Source organism: Streptomyces sp. NPDC000345, from assembly GCF_042898825.1.
Lineage (GTDB): Bacteria > Actinomycetota > Actinomycetes > Streptomycetales > Streptomycetaceae > Streptomyces.
Map to the genome: position 1 here is coordinate 33,693 of NZ_JBIAZE010000005.1, position 17,048 is coordinate 50,740.

Consider the following 17,048-nt stretch of genomic DNA (forward strand, 5'->3'; position numbering starts at 1 on the left):
GCGATGTTAAGGGTCCGGTGGCCGGAAAGGGCAGGGGTGTGCGTGAAGGATCTGCAAGAACTTACGGAGTGACACCCCGGATACGGGCTACTGGCATCGCGGGCACCACACGGTGCCGCGCCCGCCCACGTGGGACCGGCGCAGGGGGCTGCCGCAGCGCGGGCAGGCGGCGTCGGGGTCGTCGCGGTGGCCGGTGAGCCAGGTGTTCCGCGGCGGGACACGGCCGGCGGGGATCGCGGAGCGCAGGGTGCGGCGCATGTGCGTGTACAGGCTGCGGCGGTCGGCCTCGCCGAGACCGTCGGCCCGGCTGGTGGGGCTCAGTCCCGCGCGCCACAGGATCTCGTCGGCGAGGAGATTGCCGAGCCCCGCCAGGACGGTCTGGTCGGTGAGGACGGTCTTGACGCTGCCGCGGTGGGAGGAGAGCGCGGCCTCGAAGTCCTCCCGGCCGACCGCGGTCGCGTCGGGGCCCAGGCGGCCCAGTACCCGTACGACCTCGGACTCGTCGTGGGCCAGCCACAGACCCTGGAGCTTGCGCTGGTCGCGGTAGCGGAGCTGCCGGTCCCGGGACACGGTGACCAGGACGCGGTCGTGTGCCTCGACCGGGTCGTCGGGGTGGGCGCGGAGCAGTCGGCCGGTCATGCCGAAGTGCAGCAGGAGGGTGGGGCCGCCGGTGCGGGCGAGCAGCCACTTCCCGCGCCGCTCGGTCCGCGTGAAGCGCCGGCCCTCCAGGGCGTCCCGCAGCTGCCGTGCGCTCACGCCGTGCAGCACTCCCGTGTCCCGCACCTCGACGCGCCGTACGACCCTGCCCCGCGCGCAGGACTCCAGCACCCTGCGGAATCCCTCGACGTCCGGCAGCTCGGGCATGGGGTCACGTCCTCCCGGTACGTCCTCCCCGGTCGAAGAGCCGCCCGCCCGGTGGCGGGCCACGGCCCCTTCCTCCATGGTGGCCCGTGCCGGGCGCCGGTGCAGCAGCGTTCCGCCGGAGGGCCGCCCGGCGCGTGCCGGAGATCGTCCGGTCCGCGTGCGCACACCTCCGGCCGGGCCCCCGTGGGCGCCGCGGTGATCCTCGCCGGCGTCCGCCGGGAGCGGCTCGCGCGGGTGCGCCCCTGTCACGGGGGGCGCGACGGTTCACCGACGGAGGGTGGCCGTCAGGGCGCGGCAGGACGGGTGACGTCGGCGGCATCGGCCGGCGGCACACGAAGGCCCGCCGCTCCCGAGGAGTGGCGGGCCCGTGGTGCGGGAGGTCAGGCCGTCGTCCACCACACCGTCGTGTCGGCCGGCAGCTTCGCCTCTCCGTCCGTCTCCGCCACCTCGCCGCTGGCGAGCAGGACACGGCCGTACGACGGGATCCGGACCGACTCGCCGGACGTGTTCGCGACGCACACGAACTCGCCGCGGCGGAAGGCCAGGACGCCCTCCGGGGCCTTCAGCCATTCCACCGCGTCGCCGGCGCCCAGGTCGGGGTGGGTGCGGCGCAGGTGGAGGGCGGAGCGGTAGAGCTCCAGGGTGGAGCCGGCCACGCCCTGCTGGGCCTCCACGCTCAGCTCCGCCCACTCGGTCGGCTGGGGCAGCCAGCTGCCGCCCGTGCCGAAGCCGTACGACGAGCCCTCCCGCGTCCACGGAATCGGCACCCGGCACCCGTCGCGGAAGCCGTCCTGGCCGGCGCCGCGGAAGTAGGCGGGGTCCTGGCGGACCTCGTCGGGGAGGTCGACGACGTCGGGGAGACCGAGTTCCTCGCCCTGGTAGACGTACGCCGAGCCGGGCAGGGCCAGCATCAGCAGGGTCGCCGCGCGGGCCCGGCGAAGACCCAGTGCGCGGTCGCCCGCCGAGCGGATCTGGGTGCCCAGGCCGGGCGGGTTGGCGAAGCGGGTGGCGTGGCGGGTCACGTCGTGGTTGGACAGGACCCACGTGGCGGGGGCCCCCACCGGGCGCATCGCCTCCAGCGTGCGGTCGACGACCGTCCGCAGCTCCTCCGCGTCCCATTCGGTGGAGAGGTACTGGAAGTTGAAGGCCTGGTGGAGTTCGTCGGGGCGGACGTAGTTCGCGGTGCGCTCGACCGTGGGGGTCCAGGCCTCCGCAACGAAAATGCGCTCGCCCGAGTACTCGCCCAGGATCAGGCGCCACTGGCGGTAGATCTCGTGGACGCCGTCCTGGTCGAAGAACGGCATGACATCGTTGCCCAGCAGTTTGAGCTGGTCGTGGGAGCCGAGGTCGGGCAGTCCGGCCGCCTTCACCAGACCGTGGGCGACGTCGATGCGGAAGCCGTCCACGCCCATGTCCAGCCAGAACCGGAGGATCGAGCGGAACTCGTCGCCGACCGCGGGGTGTTCCCAGTTGAAGTCCGGCTGCTCGGGCGCGAAGAGGTGCAGGTACCACTCCCCGTCGTCGACCCGGGTCCACGCCGGGCCGCCGAAGATGGACTCCCAGTCGTTGGGCGGGAGTTCGCCGTTCTCGCCCTTCCCCGGGCGGAAGTGGTAGCGGTCCCGCAGCGGTGAGCCGGGGCCCTCCGCCACCGCCCGCTTGAACCACTCGTGCTGGTCCGAGGAGTGGTTGGGGACGAGGTCCACGATGATCCGCAGGCCCAGTTCGCGGGCGTCGCGGATCAGCGCGTCGGCGTCCAGGAGGTTGCCGAACATGGGGTCGACGGCGCGGTAGTCGGCGACGTCGTAGCCGGCGTCGGCCTGGGGGGAGGCGTAGAAGGGGCTGAGCCACACGGCGTCCACGCCGAGGTCGCGCAGGTACGGGAGGCGGGAGCGTACGCCTTCCAGGTCGCCCATGCCGTCGCCGTTGCTGTCGGCGAAGCTGCGGGGGTACACCTGGTAGATCACCGCGTCCCGCCACCAGTCACGGCGCTTGGCGACGGTGGCGACGGCCGTTGCGGAGGTGGGGGTCGGGGCCGGGGCTGCGGAGTGCTGCTGGCTCATGGCGTCCTTGGTACGTAACGGGGTTGTGTTCATGGGTTGTCGGGGTCCGGTGGCGGGGGTGGGTGGTGGGTCGGTGATGAGGCGGCCGCGGTGCCGGCGGGGTCGGATGGACACCGCGGCCGCCACCCGCGCGGTCGGGTGCGCGGGAGTCTTTTCACTTGGTCACCGGGGAGGGCGGGTCAGCCCTTCGTGCCACCCGCGGTGAGTCCGGTCACCAGGTTCTTCTGCACGAGGTAGAAGAACACGGCGGCGGGTATCGCGATCAGCACGGCGGTCGCGGCCATGAGGTTGCGCTGGGCGTCGTGCTCGCTGACGAACGACTGCAGACCGACGGCGAGCGTGTACTTGTCGTCACTGAGCATGAACGTCGAGGCGAAGGCGACCTCGCTGAAAGCGGTGAGGAAGTTGTAGAAGGCGGCCACCGCGAGGCCCGGTCTGGCGAGCGGGAGGACGAGCCGGAAGAAGGTGCCGAAGGGGGTGAGCCCGTCGACGCGTCCGGCCTCGTCGATCTCGAAGGGGATGGTGTCGAAGTACCCCTTGAGCAGCCAGGCGCTGTACGGGATGACCGTGGTGCAGTAGACGAGGATGAGGCCGAAGTAGTTGTCGATGAGCTTCAGGTCCGAGAGGATCTGGTACATCGGCACCATCAGTACGGCGACCGGGAACATCTGGGTGACCAGCAGCACCCACATGAACTTCTTGTACCCGGGGAAGCGCATGCGGGAGACCGCGTAGCCGGTGGTGGCGGCGATCAGCACGCCGATGAACGTGGTGCCGAGCGTGACGATGAGCGAGCTCTTCAACCAGTCGAAGAACTTGGTGTGCTCGACGACGAACGTGTAGTTGTCGAACGTCATCTTGTCCCAGATGCCGCCCGGGTGGAGGTAGTCGTCCTTGTCCGGGCCGAGGGACAGATAGAGAAGCCAGACGATCGGGAAGAGCGCGATCAGGCTCGCGACGGTCAGGACGCCGTGGGAGACCAGGGAGCCGGCGAGGCTCGTCTCGCCGCGTCGGCGGCTCCGGCGCGCTGTCTTCACGGGGTCCTCCTTGCTCACCGGGGCGGAGGTCTGCGCGGTGGTCGTACTCATGGAGAACTCCTGCCTCAGATCGCGAGCTGCTGCTCGTTGCGGTTCAGCCAGCGGCGGTAGAAGGAGGTGAAGACGATCAGGATGGCCAGCAGCAGGATGCCGTAGGCGGCCGACTGGGCGAAGTCACGCGGCTGCTGTCCGAAGCCGAGGTAGTACGCCCAGGTGACGAGGATGTGGGCGTCGGGGGCGGTGTTGCCGAACAGCAGGAAGATCACGGCGAACTGGTTGAAGGTCCAGATGACGCCGAGCAGGATGACGGTGGAGCTGACCGTCCGCAGGCCCGGCAGGGTGACGTAGCGGAACCGCTGCCAGGCGCTCGCGCCGTCCATCTCGGCGGCCTCGTAGAGGGAGGCGTCGATGGACTGCAGTCCGCCGAGCAGGGAGATCATCATGAACGGCACACCGCACCAGGTGTTGACCATGATCGCGGCGAACCGCTGCCAGAAGGTGTCCTCCAGCCAGAGCGGCGTCGGCAGATGGAGGGTGTCGAGCGCGGAGTTGATGATGCCGCCGTCGGCGAGCATGAAGCGCCAGCCGAAGACGGTGACGAAGGTGGGCACCGCCCAGGGCAGCACCAGGATCAGCCGGTACAGCGTGCGGCCGCGCAGCTTCTGGTTGAGCAGGAGCGCGAGGCCGAGGCCGATGGTGTAGTGCAGGGCGACACAGACGACCGTCCAGACGATCGTCCAGAGGAAGTGCGACCAGAAGCGGTCGTACGCGGTCGGGCCCCAGAGGATGTCGGCGTAGTTGTCCAGGCCGATGAACTTGTAGGTGGCGTCGATGTGGTTGACGCCGATCGTGCGCGCGGTGTTGAGGCTGTTGGCGTCGGTGAGGGTGAGATAGAGGCCGTACACCAGGGGATACAGCACGAGGACGCCGAGGACGACCGCCACCGGGGCGATCATCGCGTAGGCGTACCAGTGCTTCTGGTAGCCCCGCTTCAGGCGCCCGCCCAGGCCGGGCCCTGGCTCACGGTCACCGCGGCGCTTGCCGGTCGCGCGGTCGATGGCGACTGTCATGGTTCGACACCTTCTGGATCTTCACGCTGGATCTTCGAGGGGGGTGTACGGCTCACAGGCCGGTGGCCGCCGGATCTCTCCCCCCATGCAGCGGGAGATCCGACGGCCACGCGGGGCTCACTTGCTGAAGTCCGGCACCAGCTTGGCGATGGCGGTCTCGGCGGTGCTCAGGCCCTTGTCGAGGGACTCCTTACCGCCCGCGATCTTGGGCAGCTCGGTGTCGAGCGGCCCCCACAGGGAGCTGTACTCCGGCAGCGCGGGGCGCGGCTGGGCGGCGGCCAGGACGGCGCCGTAGCCGGCGATGCCCGGGTCGGCCTTGACCTGGTCGGTGTAGGCGTCGTCGCGCGTCGGCAGGGTGGAGTTCTTCAGCGCGATGGTCGCCTGGGACTTGGCGGACGTCATGAAGTTGACGAACTTCAGCGCGGCGGCCTGGTGGGCCTTGTCCGAGCCGGCGTAGACCGAGAGGTTGTGGCCGCCGGTCGGGGCGCCCGCCTTGCCGGCGGAGCCGGCCGGGACGGTGGCGATGCCCAGGTTGTTCTTGTCCTTGAAGGCGCTGCCCTTGTAGAAGTTGGTGATCTCCCAGGGGCCCTGGACGATCGCGGCGACCTTGCCGTTGACGAACGCGTCCTGGATGTGGGCGTAGGCGTCGGCGGTGGTGTCGGCCTTGTGCAGGCCCTTGCCGTCGAACAGGCTCAGCCAGGTGCCGTACGCCTTCTGCGCGGCGGCCGAGTTCACCGTGATCTTCTTGGCGTCGACGTCGACGGTGTCGGTGCCCTCGCCGTAGAGGAACGTCTGGGCGTAGTAGGCCTGGGTGGAGCCCCAGTAGCCGTCGACGCCGGTCTTGGCCTTGACGGTGGCGGCGGCCTTCTTCAGGTCGTCCCAGGTCTTGGGGGCCTCGGTGATGCCGGCCTTCTCGAAGAGCGCCTTGCTGTAGACGAGCGCGAGGGTGTCGGTGACGAACGGCACGCCGTACGTCTTGCCGTCGTACTTGGCCTGCTCGACCAGGTTCGACTTGAACTTGGCCTGGTCCGCGAGGGCGTCGGTGCCGTCCAGCGGCAGGAAGTAGCCCTTCTTGGCGAAGGCGGGGGTCCAGCCGACCTCGGAGCGCAGGATGTCCGGGGCGCCGGAGGCACCGGCGGCCGTGTCGAACTTGTTCTGCGCCTGGTCGAAGGGCACGTTGACGTACTTGACCTTGATGTTCTTGTTGGCGGCCTCGAATTCCTTGACCAAGGCCTGGTACGTCGGTGCCTCATTGGTGGCGTTGGAGGTGTCCCACCAGGTGATGGTCACCGGGCCGTCCGACTTGTCGCTGCCGCTGTCGTCTCCGCCGCAGGCCGTCGCCGCGAGGGCGAGGGACGCCACCAGCGCGGTGGCCGCTATGCCACGCCGCATGAGTTCTCCTTGAGGGTGAAAGCCCGTGTAGCTACAGGGGGCGGTCCCGTCCACCGTCCCTGTCGACTTGGCCGACTGCGCCGTTGCCGCCGCCGGGCGAGGCCGAACGTAACAGCGTTGTAAGCGTCACGAAAGTCCTTGCAGCAAAAAAGCGCAAGAGGTCTCCGAAGTTATCCGGGCGTGACCCGACAGCGACCACCGTGAGACGCTTGTTTACGCCCGTCGAGCACTTGGGGGCGGTCTGTGCAAGACTCTGCAAGCTCTTGCCATCACTTACATGAGGGATCACGAGGGAGCGCGATGACGCAGCAGCCCGGGCGCGGCCGGCCCAACGGTCGCCCACGGCGTCCGATTGGTGTGCAAGGCGACACCTGGCCGGTACAGTCCACGTCTGTGACCACACGGCTTGCCGACATCGCTGCGCAGGCGGGGGTGAGCGAAGCGACCGTCAGCCGCGTCCTCAACGGCAAGCCTGGCGTCGCCGCCACCACCCGCCAGTCCGTGCTCGCCGCGCTGGACGTCCTGGGCTACGAACGCCCGGTCCGCCTGCGCCAGCGCAGCGCGGGCCTCGTCGGCCTCATCACGCCCGAGCTGGAGAACCCGATATTCCCGGCCCTGGCCCAGGTCATCGGCCAGGCGCTGACCCGCCAGGGCTACACCCCCGTGCTCGCCACCCAGACCCCGGGCGGCTCCACGGAGGACGAGCTGACCGAGATGCTGGTGGACCGCGGGGTCGCCGGCATCATCTACGTCTCCGGACTGCACGCGGACACCACGGCCGACATGCAGCGCTACGAGCAGCTGCGCGCGCAGGGCGTCCCCTTCGTACTGGTCGACGGCTTCTCGCCGAAGGTCCAGGCCCCCTTCATCTCGCCGGACGACCGCGCGGCGATGACCCTCGCGGTCACCCACCTCGTCTCCCTCGGCCACACCCGCATCGGGCTGGCCCTGGGCCCCAAGCGGTTCGTGCCCGTGCAGCGCAAGATCGAGGGCTTCGTCCGCGCCATGCAGGACCAGCTGGGGCTGAACCCCCAGTCCATCGAGGCCGATCTCGTCCAGCACTCCCTCTACACCCTGGAGGGAGGTCAGGCCGCGACCACGGCACTGATCGACCGGGGCTGCACGGCGATCGTCTGCGCCAGCGACATGATGGCGCTCGGCGCCATACGGGCCGCCCGCCAGCTGGACCTGGCGGTTCCCCAGGACATCTCCGTGGTCGGCTTCGACGACTCCCCCCTGATCGCGTTCACCGACCCGCCGCTGACCACGATCCGCAAGCCCGTGCCCGCGATGGGGCAGGCCGCGGTGCGCACGCTGCTGGAGGAGATCGGCGGGACGCCCGCGCCGCACAGCGAGTTCGTGTTCATGCCGGAGCTGGTGGTGCGCGGTTCGACCGCTTCGGCGCCGGAGAAGCGAAACCGTCCGTAGGGTGGAGAAAGCGGGGATTTCCCCCACTGCGCCAGGAGGACGGCGGGGGTCTTTCCGCCGTAGAACGTGCAGGCCGAACCCGACCGAGGGATGATCGGGTGAAGAGGGCTTTTCTGGCAGACTTTGTGTCCATGGGTGACTCGACCGTGACGCCACTGGAAGGCCGTGAACAGGCCGTTCCGCAGCCCGTCACGACCGGGGGCGCGCCCGCGCCGCTCCCGGCTCCCGCCCCTTCGTCCGGCCGCCGCCGGCTCGGCCGTCTGCGCAGCCCGCGCCGGCCCCGCCTCTGGTTCGAGATCCTCCTCATCGCGGTGAGCTACTGGACCTACTCACTGATCCGCAACGCCGTTCCGGAGCAGCGCGCGGAGGCCCTGCGCAACGCGGACTGGATCTGGCAGGCGGAGCAGCGGCTCGGGGCCGCCTTCGAGGAGTCGGTCAACCACGCCGTGAACTCGGTGACGTGGCTGATCGTGGGCATGAACTACTACTACGCGACGCTGCACTTCGTCGTCACCCTGGGCGTCCTGGTCTGGCTCTACCGCAGTCACCCCGGCCGCTACGCCGCGACGCGCCTGGTCCTCTTCGCCACCACCGCCGTGGCCCTGGTCGGCTACTACTTCTACCCCCTGGCGCCTCCGCGCCTGATGAGCGGCGGCGCCTTCGTCGACACGGTCATGGTCCACCAGACCTGGGGTTCGATGGCCTCGGGCGATCTGAAGCACATGTCGAACCAGTACGCCGCGATGCCGTCCATGCACATCGGCTGGTCCCTGTGGTGCGGCCTGACGATCTTCGCGCTGGCCAGGCTTCCCTGGGCGCGGATCCTGGGCCTGCTCTACCCGGTGGTGACCCTGGTGGTCATCGTCGCCACCGCCAACCACTTCTGGCTGGACGCGGTGGGCGGCGTCCTCTGCCTCGCCTTCGGCTTCACGGTGGCCGGCCTCTGGTACGGGACCCTGCCGTACAGCCTGCCGAGGGTGGTGCCGGAGCGAGAGCCCGGCGGGCCGCTGCTGCCGACGAAGGCGTAGCCCTGGCGGGCGGCACAAGCGGGACCCGGCACCGCTTGCCGACGGGTGCGGGACCCGGCACCCCTCACCGACGGATGCGGGACCCGGCACCCCTCACCGACGGATGCGGGCGTGACCGGCGGTGGCCGGACCGTCGGCTGGCGCCTGCGGGGTCACCCCCGGTGGTCCCGGCTGCCGCCCGCGGGGTCACCCCCGGTGGTCCCGGCTGCCGCCCGCGGGGTCACCCCCGGTGGACCCGGCGGCCGCCCGCGGGGTCACCCCCGGTGGACCCGGCGGCCGGCTGCGGCGGTCACCCCCGGTGGACCACGTGGCCGCCGGTCACCGTCAGCCGTACCGGCGCCTCGGCGACTTCGTCCGCCGGGGCCTCCACCGGGTCCAGGCCGAGCGCGGTGAGGTCGGCCCGCAGGCCGACGGCGATGCGTCCCGCTTGGCCGGCCTCTCCCGCCGCCCGCGCCGCATGGGTCGTACACCCCTCCAGCGCCTCCAGCCCGGTGAGTCCCGCCCTGCCCGCGGCGGCGCCCCGCGGCGCACGCGCCGTGGCCAGGACCGCCCGGACGTCGTAGGGGGCGATGGGCCAGTCCGAGCCGAGGGCGACCGTCGCGCCCGCGTCCCGCAGATCCCGCAGCCGCCAGGCGTGCCCGGCCCGGCCGGCGCCCAGCCGCCGCGACCACTCGTCGGTGCCGTCGGCCCGGGTGTACGCGGTGTGCGGCGGCTGCATCGACGCGGCCACCCCCAGCTCGGCGAACCTCGGCAGCAGCGCGTCGGGCGCGGTCTCGATGTGCTCGATCCGGTGCCGCCCCCGGGCACCCTCCCCGAGGCCCGCCACCACGTCGAGGACGTACCGTACGGCCGCGTCCCCGATGGCGTGCGTGGCCGTGCGCACCCCGGCTGCGTGCAGCTGCCGTACGGCGGCGGCGTACGCGTGCGGGTCCGGCCAGAACGCCTCCGTCCCCTGACCGTGACAGTCCGCGTGCTCCAGCCAGGCGGTACCGCCCTCGACGGTCCCGTCCATGAAGAACTTGACCCCGTCGACCACCCAGTGCCGTCCGCCCCGCCCCTGCCCGGCGACCAGCTCCCCGAGTCCGGCCCGGTCGATCCCCGGCATGCACCAGGGCGCGAACCGCAGCCGCACCGGCAGCACGGTCTCCCCCGCCACCGACGCGACCAGCTCCGGGTCACCGGCGTCCATGACGTGCGCCCCGGTCAGCCCGGTCGCGGCCATCGCGGCGAGCAGCCCGGCCAGCCGTTCCCGCCGGGCCGCGCGGGACGGCCGGGGCATCACCTCCGCCACCAGTTCCATCGCCGCGTGCTCGACGAGATGCCCGGTGGGCCGGCCGCCTGCGTCGCACACGATCTCCGACCGCTGGGCGAACTCCCGTGGCCCCGTCACCCCGGCCGCGGCGAGCGCCGCGCCGCTGACCAGCGCGGAGTGGCCGTCGTAGAGCCGTACGAAGGCCGGGGCCCCGCCGAGGACGTCCTCGACGAGCGCGCGGTCGACGGGCCGCCCGTCGAAGGCGTTGTGGTCCAGCCCGAAGCCGACCACCCACCCGTCGATCCGCTCGGCACCGGCCAGGGCGGCCCGCAGCCCCGCCAGACCGGTCACCCCCGACAGATCCACGCCGGTCGCCATGTCCAGCCCCCACACGGGGTGGCTGTGCGCGTCCACCAGCCCGGGCACGAGGTGCGCACCCTCCAGGGGGACGACCTCGGTGCCCGGCCCGCGCCAGTCGCGTACGTCGCTCTCGTCGCCGACCGCGGCGATCAGCCCGTCGCGGACGGCGACGGCGGTGGCGTGGGGCCGGGCGGGGTCGAGGGTGCGGACCTTGGCACCGGCGAGGATCAGGTCGGTCATGCGGGTGACTCCCTTTGTCTGCGGGCTCAGGGCTGTTCGGCGAGCGGTGCGGACTCGACGGGCACGGCGGGCTCACCGGGCTGGACGGGTTCACCGGGCTCGGCCGGCTCGGCGGCGAAGGCGGCGTACACCCGGGGCCGCGCGCGGCGCAGCCACCACGCGAGGCCGAGACCCCCGGCGAAGACGGCGGGCGCCAGGACGACCAGCACGGTGTTCACGGTGTCGGAGGCGCCGGTGAACAGGTCGATGTGAGTGATCACGAGCCCTATGGCGGTGGCGAGCAGCACGGCGGCGACGACCGGCGCGACCACCGTCCGCAGCACGCCCTCCTGGTGCCGCACCCGGCGGAAGTAGCAGGGGACGGCGATCGCGGCGAGCAGCTGGAGCACGAACAGTCCGATCATGCCCGGGGTGTTGACCCACAGCAGCAGCTGCCCGTACGGGTCGGCACCCGCCGCCCAGAACGCGATCACGACGACCGCGCCGAGGACGGTCTGTGCGACGCCGGCGACGTACGGGGAGCGGTGCCGGGGGTGGATGCGGCCGAGGGCGGCGGGCAGCACTCCCTCCTCGGCGAGCGCGAGGACGTACCGGTTGATGGCGTTGTGGAAGGCGAGCAGGGAGGCGATGACGCTGGTGACGATGAAGACGTGCATCAGGTCGGCCGCCCAGCCGCCCACGTAGGTGGTGATGGCGGAGAAGAAGAGCCCGCCGGGGTCCTTGGCGGCGGCCGCGATCACGTCGCGGTCGCCGAAGGCCTGGATGGTGATCCACACGATGAAGGCGTAGAAGAGCCCGAGGAACCCGATGGCCGCGTACGTCGCGCGCGGCACCGTCCGCTCGGGGTGGCGGGCCTCGCGCCGGTAGATGACGGTCGACTCGAACCCGGTGAAGGCGGCGAAGGCGAAGGCGAGGACGACGGCCGTACCCGGCACGAGCACGTTGCCCGGCGCGAAGGACGCCCCCGAGAACCCGTGCGCGCCCCCCTTGACCAGCACACCGCCGGCGAGCAGCAGCAGGATCCCGGTCTCCGCGGCGAGCAGCACCCCCAGCACCTTGGCGCCGAAGTCGATGGAGCGGTAGCCGCCGTAGCCGATGACCAGCAGCCCGGCGAGGGCGATCGGCAGCCAGGGCACGTCGGTGCCGAAGAGGGCCCGTGCGGTGTCGTGACCGGCGCTGCCGAGGAGGCCGTAGACGCCGGTCTCCATGCCGTTGTAGCCGATGAGGGCGAGCAGCGCGGCACCGATGCCGACCGGACGCCCGAGCCCCCGGGTGATGTACGCGTAGAAGGCGCCGCCGCTGCGCACGTGCCGGCTCATGGTGGTGAAGCCGACGGCGAAGACGGCGAGGGTGAGACCGGCGATGAGGTAGCCGGCCGGGGCGCCGATGCCGCCGAGCAGGATCGCGAGCGGGGCGACGCCCGCCATGACGGTGAGCGGGGCGGCGGCGGAGACGACGAAGAAGGCGATGTCGGCGGTGCCGAGTGAGCCGGAGCGGAGGGTCGCCGCGGCGGGCGGCGTTCTCTTCTCGGGGGTGGTGACGGACATGGGAAGCCCTTCGAGCGCGGCGGACGGGAGGGTTCCGGGCGTGCGGGATGACCGGCGTTCCCGAGGCGGGGTGGGCGCCCCGGACCCGTAAATCTAAAGGCTTTCGGTTTCGGCAATGTAGCCTCCTCCTGGGCATCCGGGAAGCCCCTCACCGACCTTCGTCCGCCATCCACGGGGAGAACGCACACATGGGACGGCCGCGCACACCGCTCCTAGACCGCGAGCGCATCACCACGACCGCGCTGCAACTCATCGACGAGCAGGGAGAGTTCAGCGTGCCGCAGATCGCCAGACGGCTCGGCGTGCAGACCGGCTCGGTGTACCACCACGTGGACGGCCGCGACGGCATAGTGGAGCTCCTGCGCGAACGGGTCGCGTCCGCGATCGACCCGCAGACCCTCGGCCTCACCCCCTGGGACCGGGCCCTGGAGTCCTGGGCCCGGTCCTACCGGGCCGCGTTCGCCGCGCACCCGAGGACGATCCCGCTCCTGATGACCTCCCCCGTACGGGCCCCCCGCGTCCTGGAACAGTACGAACGGGCGGTGACCCTCCTCCTGGACGCGGGTTTCGCCCCCGCCGACGTGATGCCGATGATCATCGCCCTGGAGAACCTGGTCCTGGGCTCGGCCCTGGACCTCGCGGCCCCCGAGACGATGTGGGAACTGACGGACGACACCCCCACCCCCCACCTGGCCGAAGCCCTGGCCGCGGTCTCGGAGAACAGGGCGGACCGAGCCTTCGAAACAGGCCTGCAAGGCCTGATGAACCACGCGAGAACCCTGCAATCCACTACCGCATAGCCCCGAACCCGCACGGACACGCACACCCGCACCCGCCGCCCGCCCGCACCCGCAGGACGGCGGGAGCGGGCCGTGGCGGTGCGTCGAGCCCGTCGCTCAGCCGGTCGCACCCAAGTCGGACTGTGGCAGCGCGCAGAGGCGCCCCCCTGCGACGGGCTCGCCGCACCGCCACGGCCCCGACCCACCCACACGGGCGGGCGCAAAGCCCCCCTCAGCCATCAGCCCCGCGGAGGCAGGCCCCCGCACAAGCGCCCCCGGCCGCAACGGCGAGGCCCCCGCGCAGCTCCCCCCTCACCCCCCGTAGAACAACTGCTCCACAACCCCCCGAGCCCGCCGAGCCGTCCGCCGGTACCCGTCCAGCAGCTCCCCCACCCGCCCGGGCCCGTACCCCAGATACCGCCCCACAGCAGCGAGCTCCCGGCTCTCCGAGGGAAACGTGTCCCCCGCCCGCCCCCGCACCAGCATCACGGCGTTGCGCACCCGCGTGGCCAGCACCCACGCCTCGTCGAGGATCTCCGCGTCCTCCTGCGAGATGACCCCGGCCGCACGCGCCGCGCTCAGCGCCTCCCGGGTCCGGGTGGTCCGCAGCCCCGGCTCCCCCCACCCGTGCCGCATCTGCAGCAACTGCACGGTCCACTCCACGTCGGACAGCCCGCCCGGCCCCAGCTTGGTGTGCAGCTTCGGATCCGCCCCCCGGGGCATCCGCTCCGACTCCATCCGGGCCTTCAGCCGCCGGATCTCCCGCACGGCATCGTCCCCGAGCCCGTCCGCCGGATACCGCAGCGGATCGATCAGCTCGATGAACCGCCGCCCCAACTCCTCGTCCCCCGCCACGGGTTCGGCCCGCAGCAGCGCCTGCGACTCCCACACCAGCGACCACCGCCGGTAGTAGGCCTCGTACGACTTCAGCGTCCGTACGAGCGGCCCGGACTTCCCCTCGGGCCGCAGATCGGCGTCGACCAGCAACGGCGGATCGGCACTGGGGATCTGCAGCAGCCGCCGCATCTCGGCGACGACCCGGTTGGCGGCCTCGCCGGCCTCCCGCTCCTCGACGCCTTCCCGCGGCTCGTGCACGAACAGGACGTCCGCGTCCGAGCCGTAGCCCAGTTCGTGCCCGCCGAACCGCCCCATGCCGATGACCGCGAACCGGGTCGGCAGACTGTCCCCCCAACCCTCCCGCACCACGGCCCGCAACGTCCCGGCCAGGGTGGCGGCCGTCAGGTCCGAGACGGCGGCCCCCACCCGGTCCACCAGCGCCCCCTGGTCGGGCTCGGCCGGCTGCATCTCGGTGCCGTACGAACCGACGATGTCCCCCGCGGCCGTACGGAACAGCTCCCGCCGCCGCACCCCGCGCGCCGCGGTGACGGCCTGCTGGGCGTTCTCCGCGCGCCCCACCGTGGCCAGGATCTCCTGCTCCAGGTGCGCCCGCCCGCGCGGCTGGAGCCCGCCCCCGTCGCCGTCACCGTCGCCCAGCAGCGCGACGGCCTCCGGCGCCCGCATCAGCAGATCGGGAGCGAGCCGCCCGGCGGACAGCACCCGGGCGAGGTTCTCGGCCGCGGCCCCCTCGTCCCTCAGCAGCCTCAGATACCACGGAGTCTTCCCCAACGCGTCGGACACCTTGCGGAAGTTGAGCAGCCCGGCGTCCGGGTCGGCGGAGTCGGCGAACCACGCCAGCAGCACCGGCAGGAGCGTCCGCTGGATGGCGGCCTTCCGGCTGACGCCCGAAGCGAGCGCCTCCAGATGCCTCAGCGCGGAACCGGGATCCGCGTACCCCAGGGCCACCAGCCGCTCCCGGGCCGCGGCCAGACTCAACCGGGCCTCTCCGGTGGCGAGCTGGGCCACCGCGTCCAGCAGCGGCCGGTAGAAGATCTTCTCGTGCAGCCGCCGCACCACGGCCGCGTGCCGCTTCCACTCGCGGTTCAGTTCCCCGACCGGATCGGCCCGCAGCCCCAGCGACCGCCCGAGCCGCCGCTGGTCAGCCTCCTGTTCGGGGACGAGATGGGTCCGCCGCAGCCGGTAGAGCTGGATCCGGTGCTCCATGGACCGCAGGAACCGGTAGGCGTCGTCGAGCTGGACGGCGTCGGCCCGCCCCACATACCCGCCCGCGGCCAACGCCTGCAGGGCGTCCAGAGTCGTCCCGCTCCTCAGCGAGGCGTCGGACCGCCCGTGCACCAACTGCAGCAGCTGCACGGCGAACTCGACGTCCCGCAACCCGCCGGGCCCGAGCTTCAGCTCACGCTCGACCTCGGCGGCCGGAATGTTCTCGACGACCCTCCGCCGCATCTTCTGCACGTCGGCGACGAAGTTCTCCCGCTCGGCCGCCTTCCACACCATCGGCTCGACGGCGGCGATGTACTCGGCCCCCAGCTCCAGATCCCCCGCCACCGGCCGGGCCTTGAGCAGCGCCTGGAACTCCCAGGTCTTGGCCCACCGCTGGTAGTAGGCGAGATGGCTGCTGAGCGTCCGCACGAGCGGCCCGTTGCGCCCCTCGGGCCGCAGATTGGCGTCGACGGGCCAGATGGTCCCCTCGACGGTCGTCTCGGAGCAGATCCGCATCATGTGGGAGGCGAGCTTGGTGGCGGCCCGCAGCGCCTTGCCCTCGTCGGCCCCGTCGGCGGCCTCCCCCACGAAGATGACGTCCACGTCGGACACGTAGTTCAGCTCGTGGCCGCCGCACTTCCCCATGGCGATGACGGCGAGCCGGCACAGGGCCGCCTCCTCGGGCGCGGCATCCCGCGCGATGCCGAGCGCGGCCCGCAGGGTGGCCGTGGCCAGGTCGGCGAGCTCGGCCGCGGTCTGAGCGACATCGGTCGTCCCGCACACGTCCCGCGCGGCGATCGACAGCAGACACCGCCGGTAGGCGACCCGCAGGGACACCGGGTCGTCCGCCTCCGCGAGCCCCCGTTCGAACTCCTCCACCCCGGGATGCAGATCCCTGGGCTCGTACGTGAGCAGCGCCTCCCAGTCCTGTGGATGCCTGGCCAGGTGGTCGGCGAGGGCGGCGGACGCTCCCAGCACTCCCAGCAGCCGGTCCCGCAACGGCTTGGCCGCTATCAGGGTGTCGAGCAGTCCCCGGCGGGCCGTGGGCCCGGACTGGGCCTCCAGCAGCCGTACGAGCCCGCGCAGCGCGAGATCCGGGTCGGCCGTCGCCCCCAACGCCTCCAGCAGGAACGGATCGCTGCGCACCGGGGACAGCTCGGGCCCGTCCAGCAGCCGCTCGGCGGCGGAGGGGTCCGTGAAGCCGTGCCGCAGCAGCCGAGTGAAGGTACTGCTCCTGCGCCCCGGCGCCATCCCCGGCCCTCCCTCGGATCAAGGTCGTACGCCCCCGAGCGTAACCCGCGCCCCTCGGTGGCGCCCCGTGCCGGTTTCGGGTTCCGTGGAACAGGAACGGCCGCGGCGACGGAGCCGGTGGGCCGAGGGAGGCGAGGAGTCAAGCCATGGACATGTCGCTAGAGGTGATCCTGCTGCCGGTGTCCGACGTGGACCGCGCCAAGGAGTTCTACCGGGACAAGGTCGGCTTCCACGTGGACCTCGACGGCGAGGTCATGGAGGGCGTACGCATCGTCCAGCTCACTCCGCCCGGTTCGGGCTGTTCGATCGCCCTGGCCGGCGGTCTCCAGGTGCCCACGGGCACGCCTCTGCCCGGCAGTTACCACGGCCTGCAGCTCTGCGTCACGGACGCCGACGCGGCGTACCGGGAACTGACCGCCCGCGGCCTGGACGTCACCGAACCCCAGCGCTTCGCCCCTCAGGACGGCGCCACCTTCATGTACTTCACGGACCCGGACGGCAACGGCTGGGCGATCCAGGAGTACCGCCGCAGACTGACCGAGCCCCTGCACCAGGTGCTCTCCGGCACCGGCGGCTGAGCGGCCGCCCCGAAGGCTCGCGGGACCGCCGGAACGCGGCCCCGCCCCATGAGCGCGACGAGCCCCCGCCGGGGAGGCCCGCCGCACCTCCACGCCCCAGG

12 protein-coding genes are annotated in these 17,048 nt (G+C 72.0%); 4 read left to right on the forward strand and 8 right to left on the reverse strand.

The genetic code is table 11. From position 1 onward, the window contains the following. Positions 1-87: 87 nt before the first annotated feature. From ACFY30_RS13260 to ACFY30_RS13280, 5 genes are all read right to left on the reverse strand, one after another. Positions 88-864: an Fpg/Nei family DNA glycosylase gene (locus tag ACFY30_RS13260; RefSeq protein ID WP_390845313.1), complete on the reverse strand. Its 777-nt coding sequence runs from the start codon at positions 862-864 to the stop codon at positions 88-90. A gap of 380 nt (positions 865-1,244) precedes the next feature. After that, positions 1,245-2,924: a glycoside hydrolase family 13 protein gene (locus tag ACFY30_RS13265; protein ID WP_390845314.1), complete on the reverse strand. Its 1,680-nt coding sequence runs from the start codon at positions 2,922-2,924 to the stop codon at positions 1,245-1,247. Positions 2,925-3,103: 179 nt separating this feature from the next. Next, the gene (locus tag ACFY30_RS13270; protein ID WP_390845316.1) at positions 3,104-4,012 is read right to left on the reverse strand and encodes a sugar ABC transporter permease; all 909 of its coding nucleotides are present in this window, start codon (positions 4,010-4,012) and stop codon (positions 3,104-3,106) included. Positions 4,013-4,026: 14 nt separating this feature from the next. Continuing rightward, a complete protein-coding gene (locus ACFY30_RS13275; protein WP_390845317.1) occupies positions 4,027-5,031 on the reverse strand; it encodes a carbohydrate ABC transporter permease in 1,005 nt (334 codons plus the stop codon). Between the two features lie 117 nt (positions 5,032-5,148). Further along, entirely contained in the window at positions 5,149-6,423 is a 1,275-nt protein-coding gene (locus tag ACFY30_RS13280) for an extracellular solute-binding protein (protein ID WP_390845318.1), read from the reverse strand. Positions 6,424-6,816: 393 nt separating this feature from the next. Here ACFY30_RS13280 and ACFY30_RS13285 point away from each other — a divergent pair, with 393 nt between their 5' ends. Together ACFY30_RS13285 and ACFY30_RS13290 are read left to right on the forward strand one after the other, a co-directional pair. Beyond that, the gene (locus ACFY30_RS13285) at positions 6,817-7,851 is read left to right on the forward strand and encodes a LacI family DNA-binding transcriptional regulator (RefSeq protein WP_390845319.1); all 1,035 of its coding nucleotides are present in this window, start codon (positions 6,817-6,819) and stop codon (positions 7,849-7,851) included. A gap of 131 nt (positions 7,852-7,982) precedes the next feature. Then, positions 7,983-8,879 carry a phosphatase PAP2 family protein gene (locus ACFY30_RS13290; protein ID WP_390845320.1) on the forward strand — a complete coding sequence of 299 codons (897 nt, stop codon included), beginning with the start codon at positions 7,983-7,985 and terminating at the stop codon, positions 8,877-8,879. 289 nt (positions 8,880-9,168) lie between these two features. Here the strand turns inward: ACFY30_RS13290 and ACFY30_RS13295 are convergent, their stop codons facing one another. Next, on the reverse strand, positions 9,169-10,731 hold the full coding sequence (locus ACFY30_RS13295) for an amidohydrolase (RefSeq protein ID WP_390845321.1): 1,563 nt from the start codon (positions 10,729-10,731) through the stop codon (positions 9,169-9,171). 26 nt (positions 10,732-10,757) lie between these two features. Further along, the gene (locus tag ACFY30_RS13300; protein WP_390845322.1) at positions 10,758-12,278 is read right to left on the reverse strand and encodes an APC family permease; all 1,521 of its coding nucleotides are present in this window, start codon (positions 12,276-12,278) and stop codon (positions 10,758-10,760) included. 188 nt (positions 12,279-12,466) lie between these two features. On the opposite strand from ACFY30_RS13300, the gene ACFY30_RS13305 reads away from it, so the two are divergent. Then, positions 12,467-13,078 carry a TetR/AcrR family transcriptional regulator gene (locus ACFY30_RS13305; RefSeq protein ID WP_390845323.1) on the forward strand — a complete coding sequence of 204 codons (612 nt, stop codon included), beginning with the start codon at positions 12,467-12,469 and terminating at the stop codon, positions 13,076-13,078. A 291-nt stretch (positions 13,079-13,369) separates the two neighbouring features. On the opposite strand, the gene ACFY30_RS13310 is transcribed toward ACFY30_RS13305, so the two are convergent. Then, on the reverse strand, positions 13,370-16,369 hold the full coding sequence (locus tag ACFY30_RS13310) for a bifunctional [glutamine synthetase] adenylyltransferase/[glutamine synthetase]-adenylyl-L-tyrosine phosphorylase (protein ID WP_390845324.1): 3,000 nt from the start codon (positions 16,367-16,369) through the stop codon (positions 13,370-13,372). Between the two features lie 146 nt (positions 16,370-16,515). On the opposite strand from ACFY30_RS13310, the gene ACFY30_RS13315 reads away from it, so the two are divergent. Next, positions 16,516-16,947, forward strand: coding sequence for a VOC family protein (locus ACFY30_RS13315; protein WP_390845325.1), 432 nt, complete (start codon positions 16,516-16,518; stop codon positions 16,945-16,947). Positions 16,948-17,048: the final 101 nt, after the last annotated feature.

Bases quoted from the DNA above. Each gene is read 5' to 3' on its own strand.
- ACFY30_RS13260 (WP_390845313.1), bottom strand. From the start codon at position 864: ATGCCCGAGCTGCCGGACGTCGAGGGATTCCGCAGGGTGCTGGAGTCC.
- ACFY30_RS13265 (WP_390845314.1), bottom strand. From the start codon at position 2,924: ATGAGCCAGCAGCACTCCGCAGCCCCGGCCCCGACCCCCACCTCCGCA.
- ACFY30_RS13270 (WP_390845316.1), bottom strand. From the start codon at position 4,012: ATGAGTACGACCACCGCGCAGACCTCCGCCCCGGTGAGCAAGGAGGAC.
- ACFY30_RS13275 (WP_390845317.1), bottom strand. From the start codon at position 5,031: ATGACAGTCGCCATCGACCGCGCGACCGGCAAGCGCCGCGGTGACCGT.
- ACFY30_RS13280 (WP_390845318.1), bottom strand. From the start codon at position 6,423: ATGCGGCGTGGCATAGCGGCCACCGCGCTGGTGGCGTCCCTCGCCCTC.
- ACFY30_RS13290 (WP_390845320.1), top strand. From the start codon at position 7,983: ATGGGTGACTCGACCGTGACGCCACTGGAAGGCCGTGAACAGGCCGTT.
- ACFY30_RS13295 (WP_390845321.1), bottom strand. From the start codon at position 10,731: ATGACCGACCTGATCCTCGCCGGTGCCAAGGTCCGCACCCTCGACCCC.
- ACFY30_RS13300 (WP_390845322.1), bottom strand. From the start codon at position 12,278: ATGTCCGTCACCACCCCCGAGAAGAGAACGCCGCCCGCCGCGGCGACC.
- ACFY30_RS13305 (WP_390845323.1), top strand. From the start codon at position 12,467: ATGGGACGGCCGCGCACACCGCTCCTAGACCGCGAGCGCATCACCACG.
- ACFY30_RS13310 (WP_390845324.1), bottom strand. From the start codon at position 16,369: ATGGCGCCGGGGCGCAGGAGCAGTACCTTCACTCGGCTGCTGCGGCAC.
- ACFY30_RS13315 (WP_390845325.1), top strand. From the start codon at position 16,516: ATGGACATGTCGCTAGAGGTGATCCTGCTGCCGGTGTCCGACGTGGAC.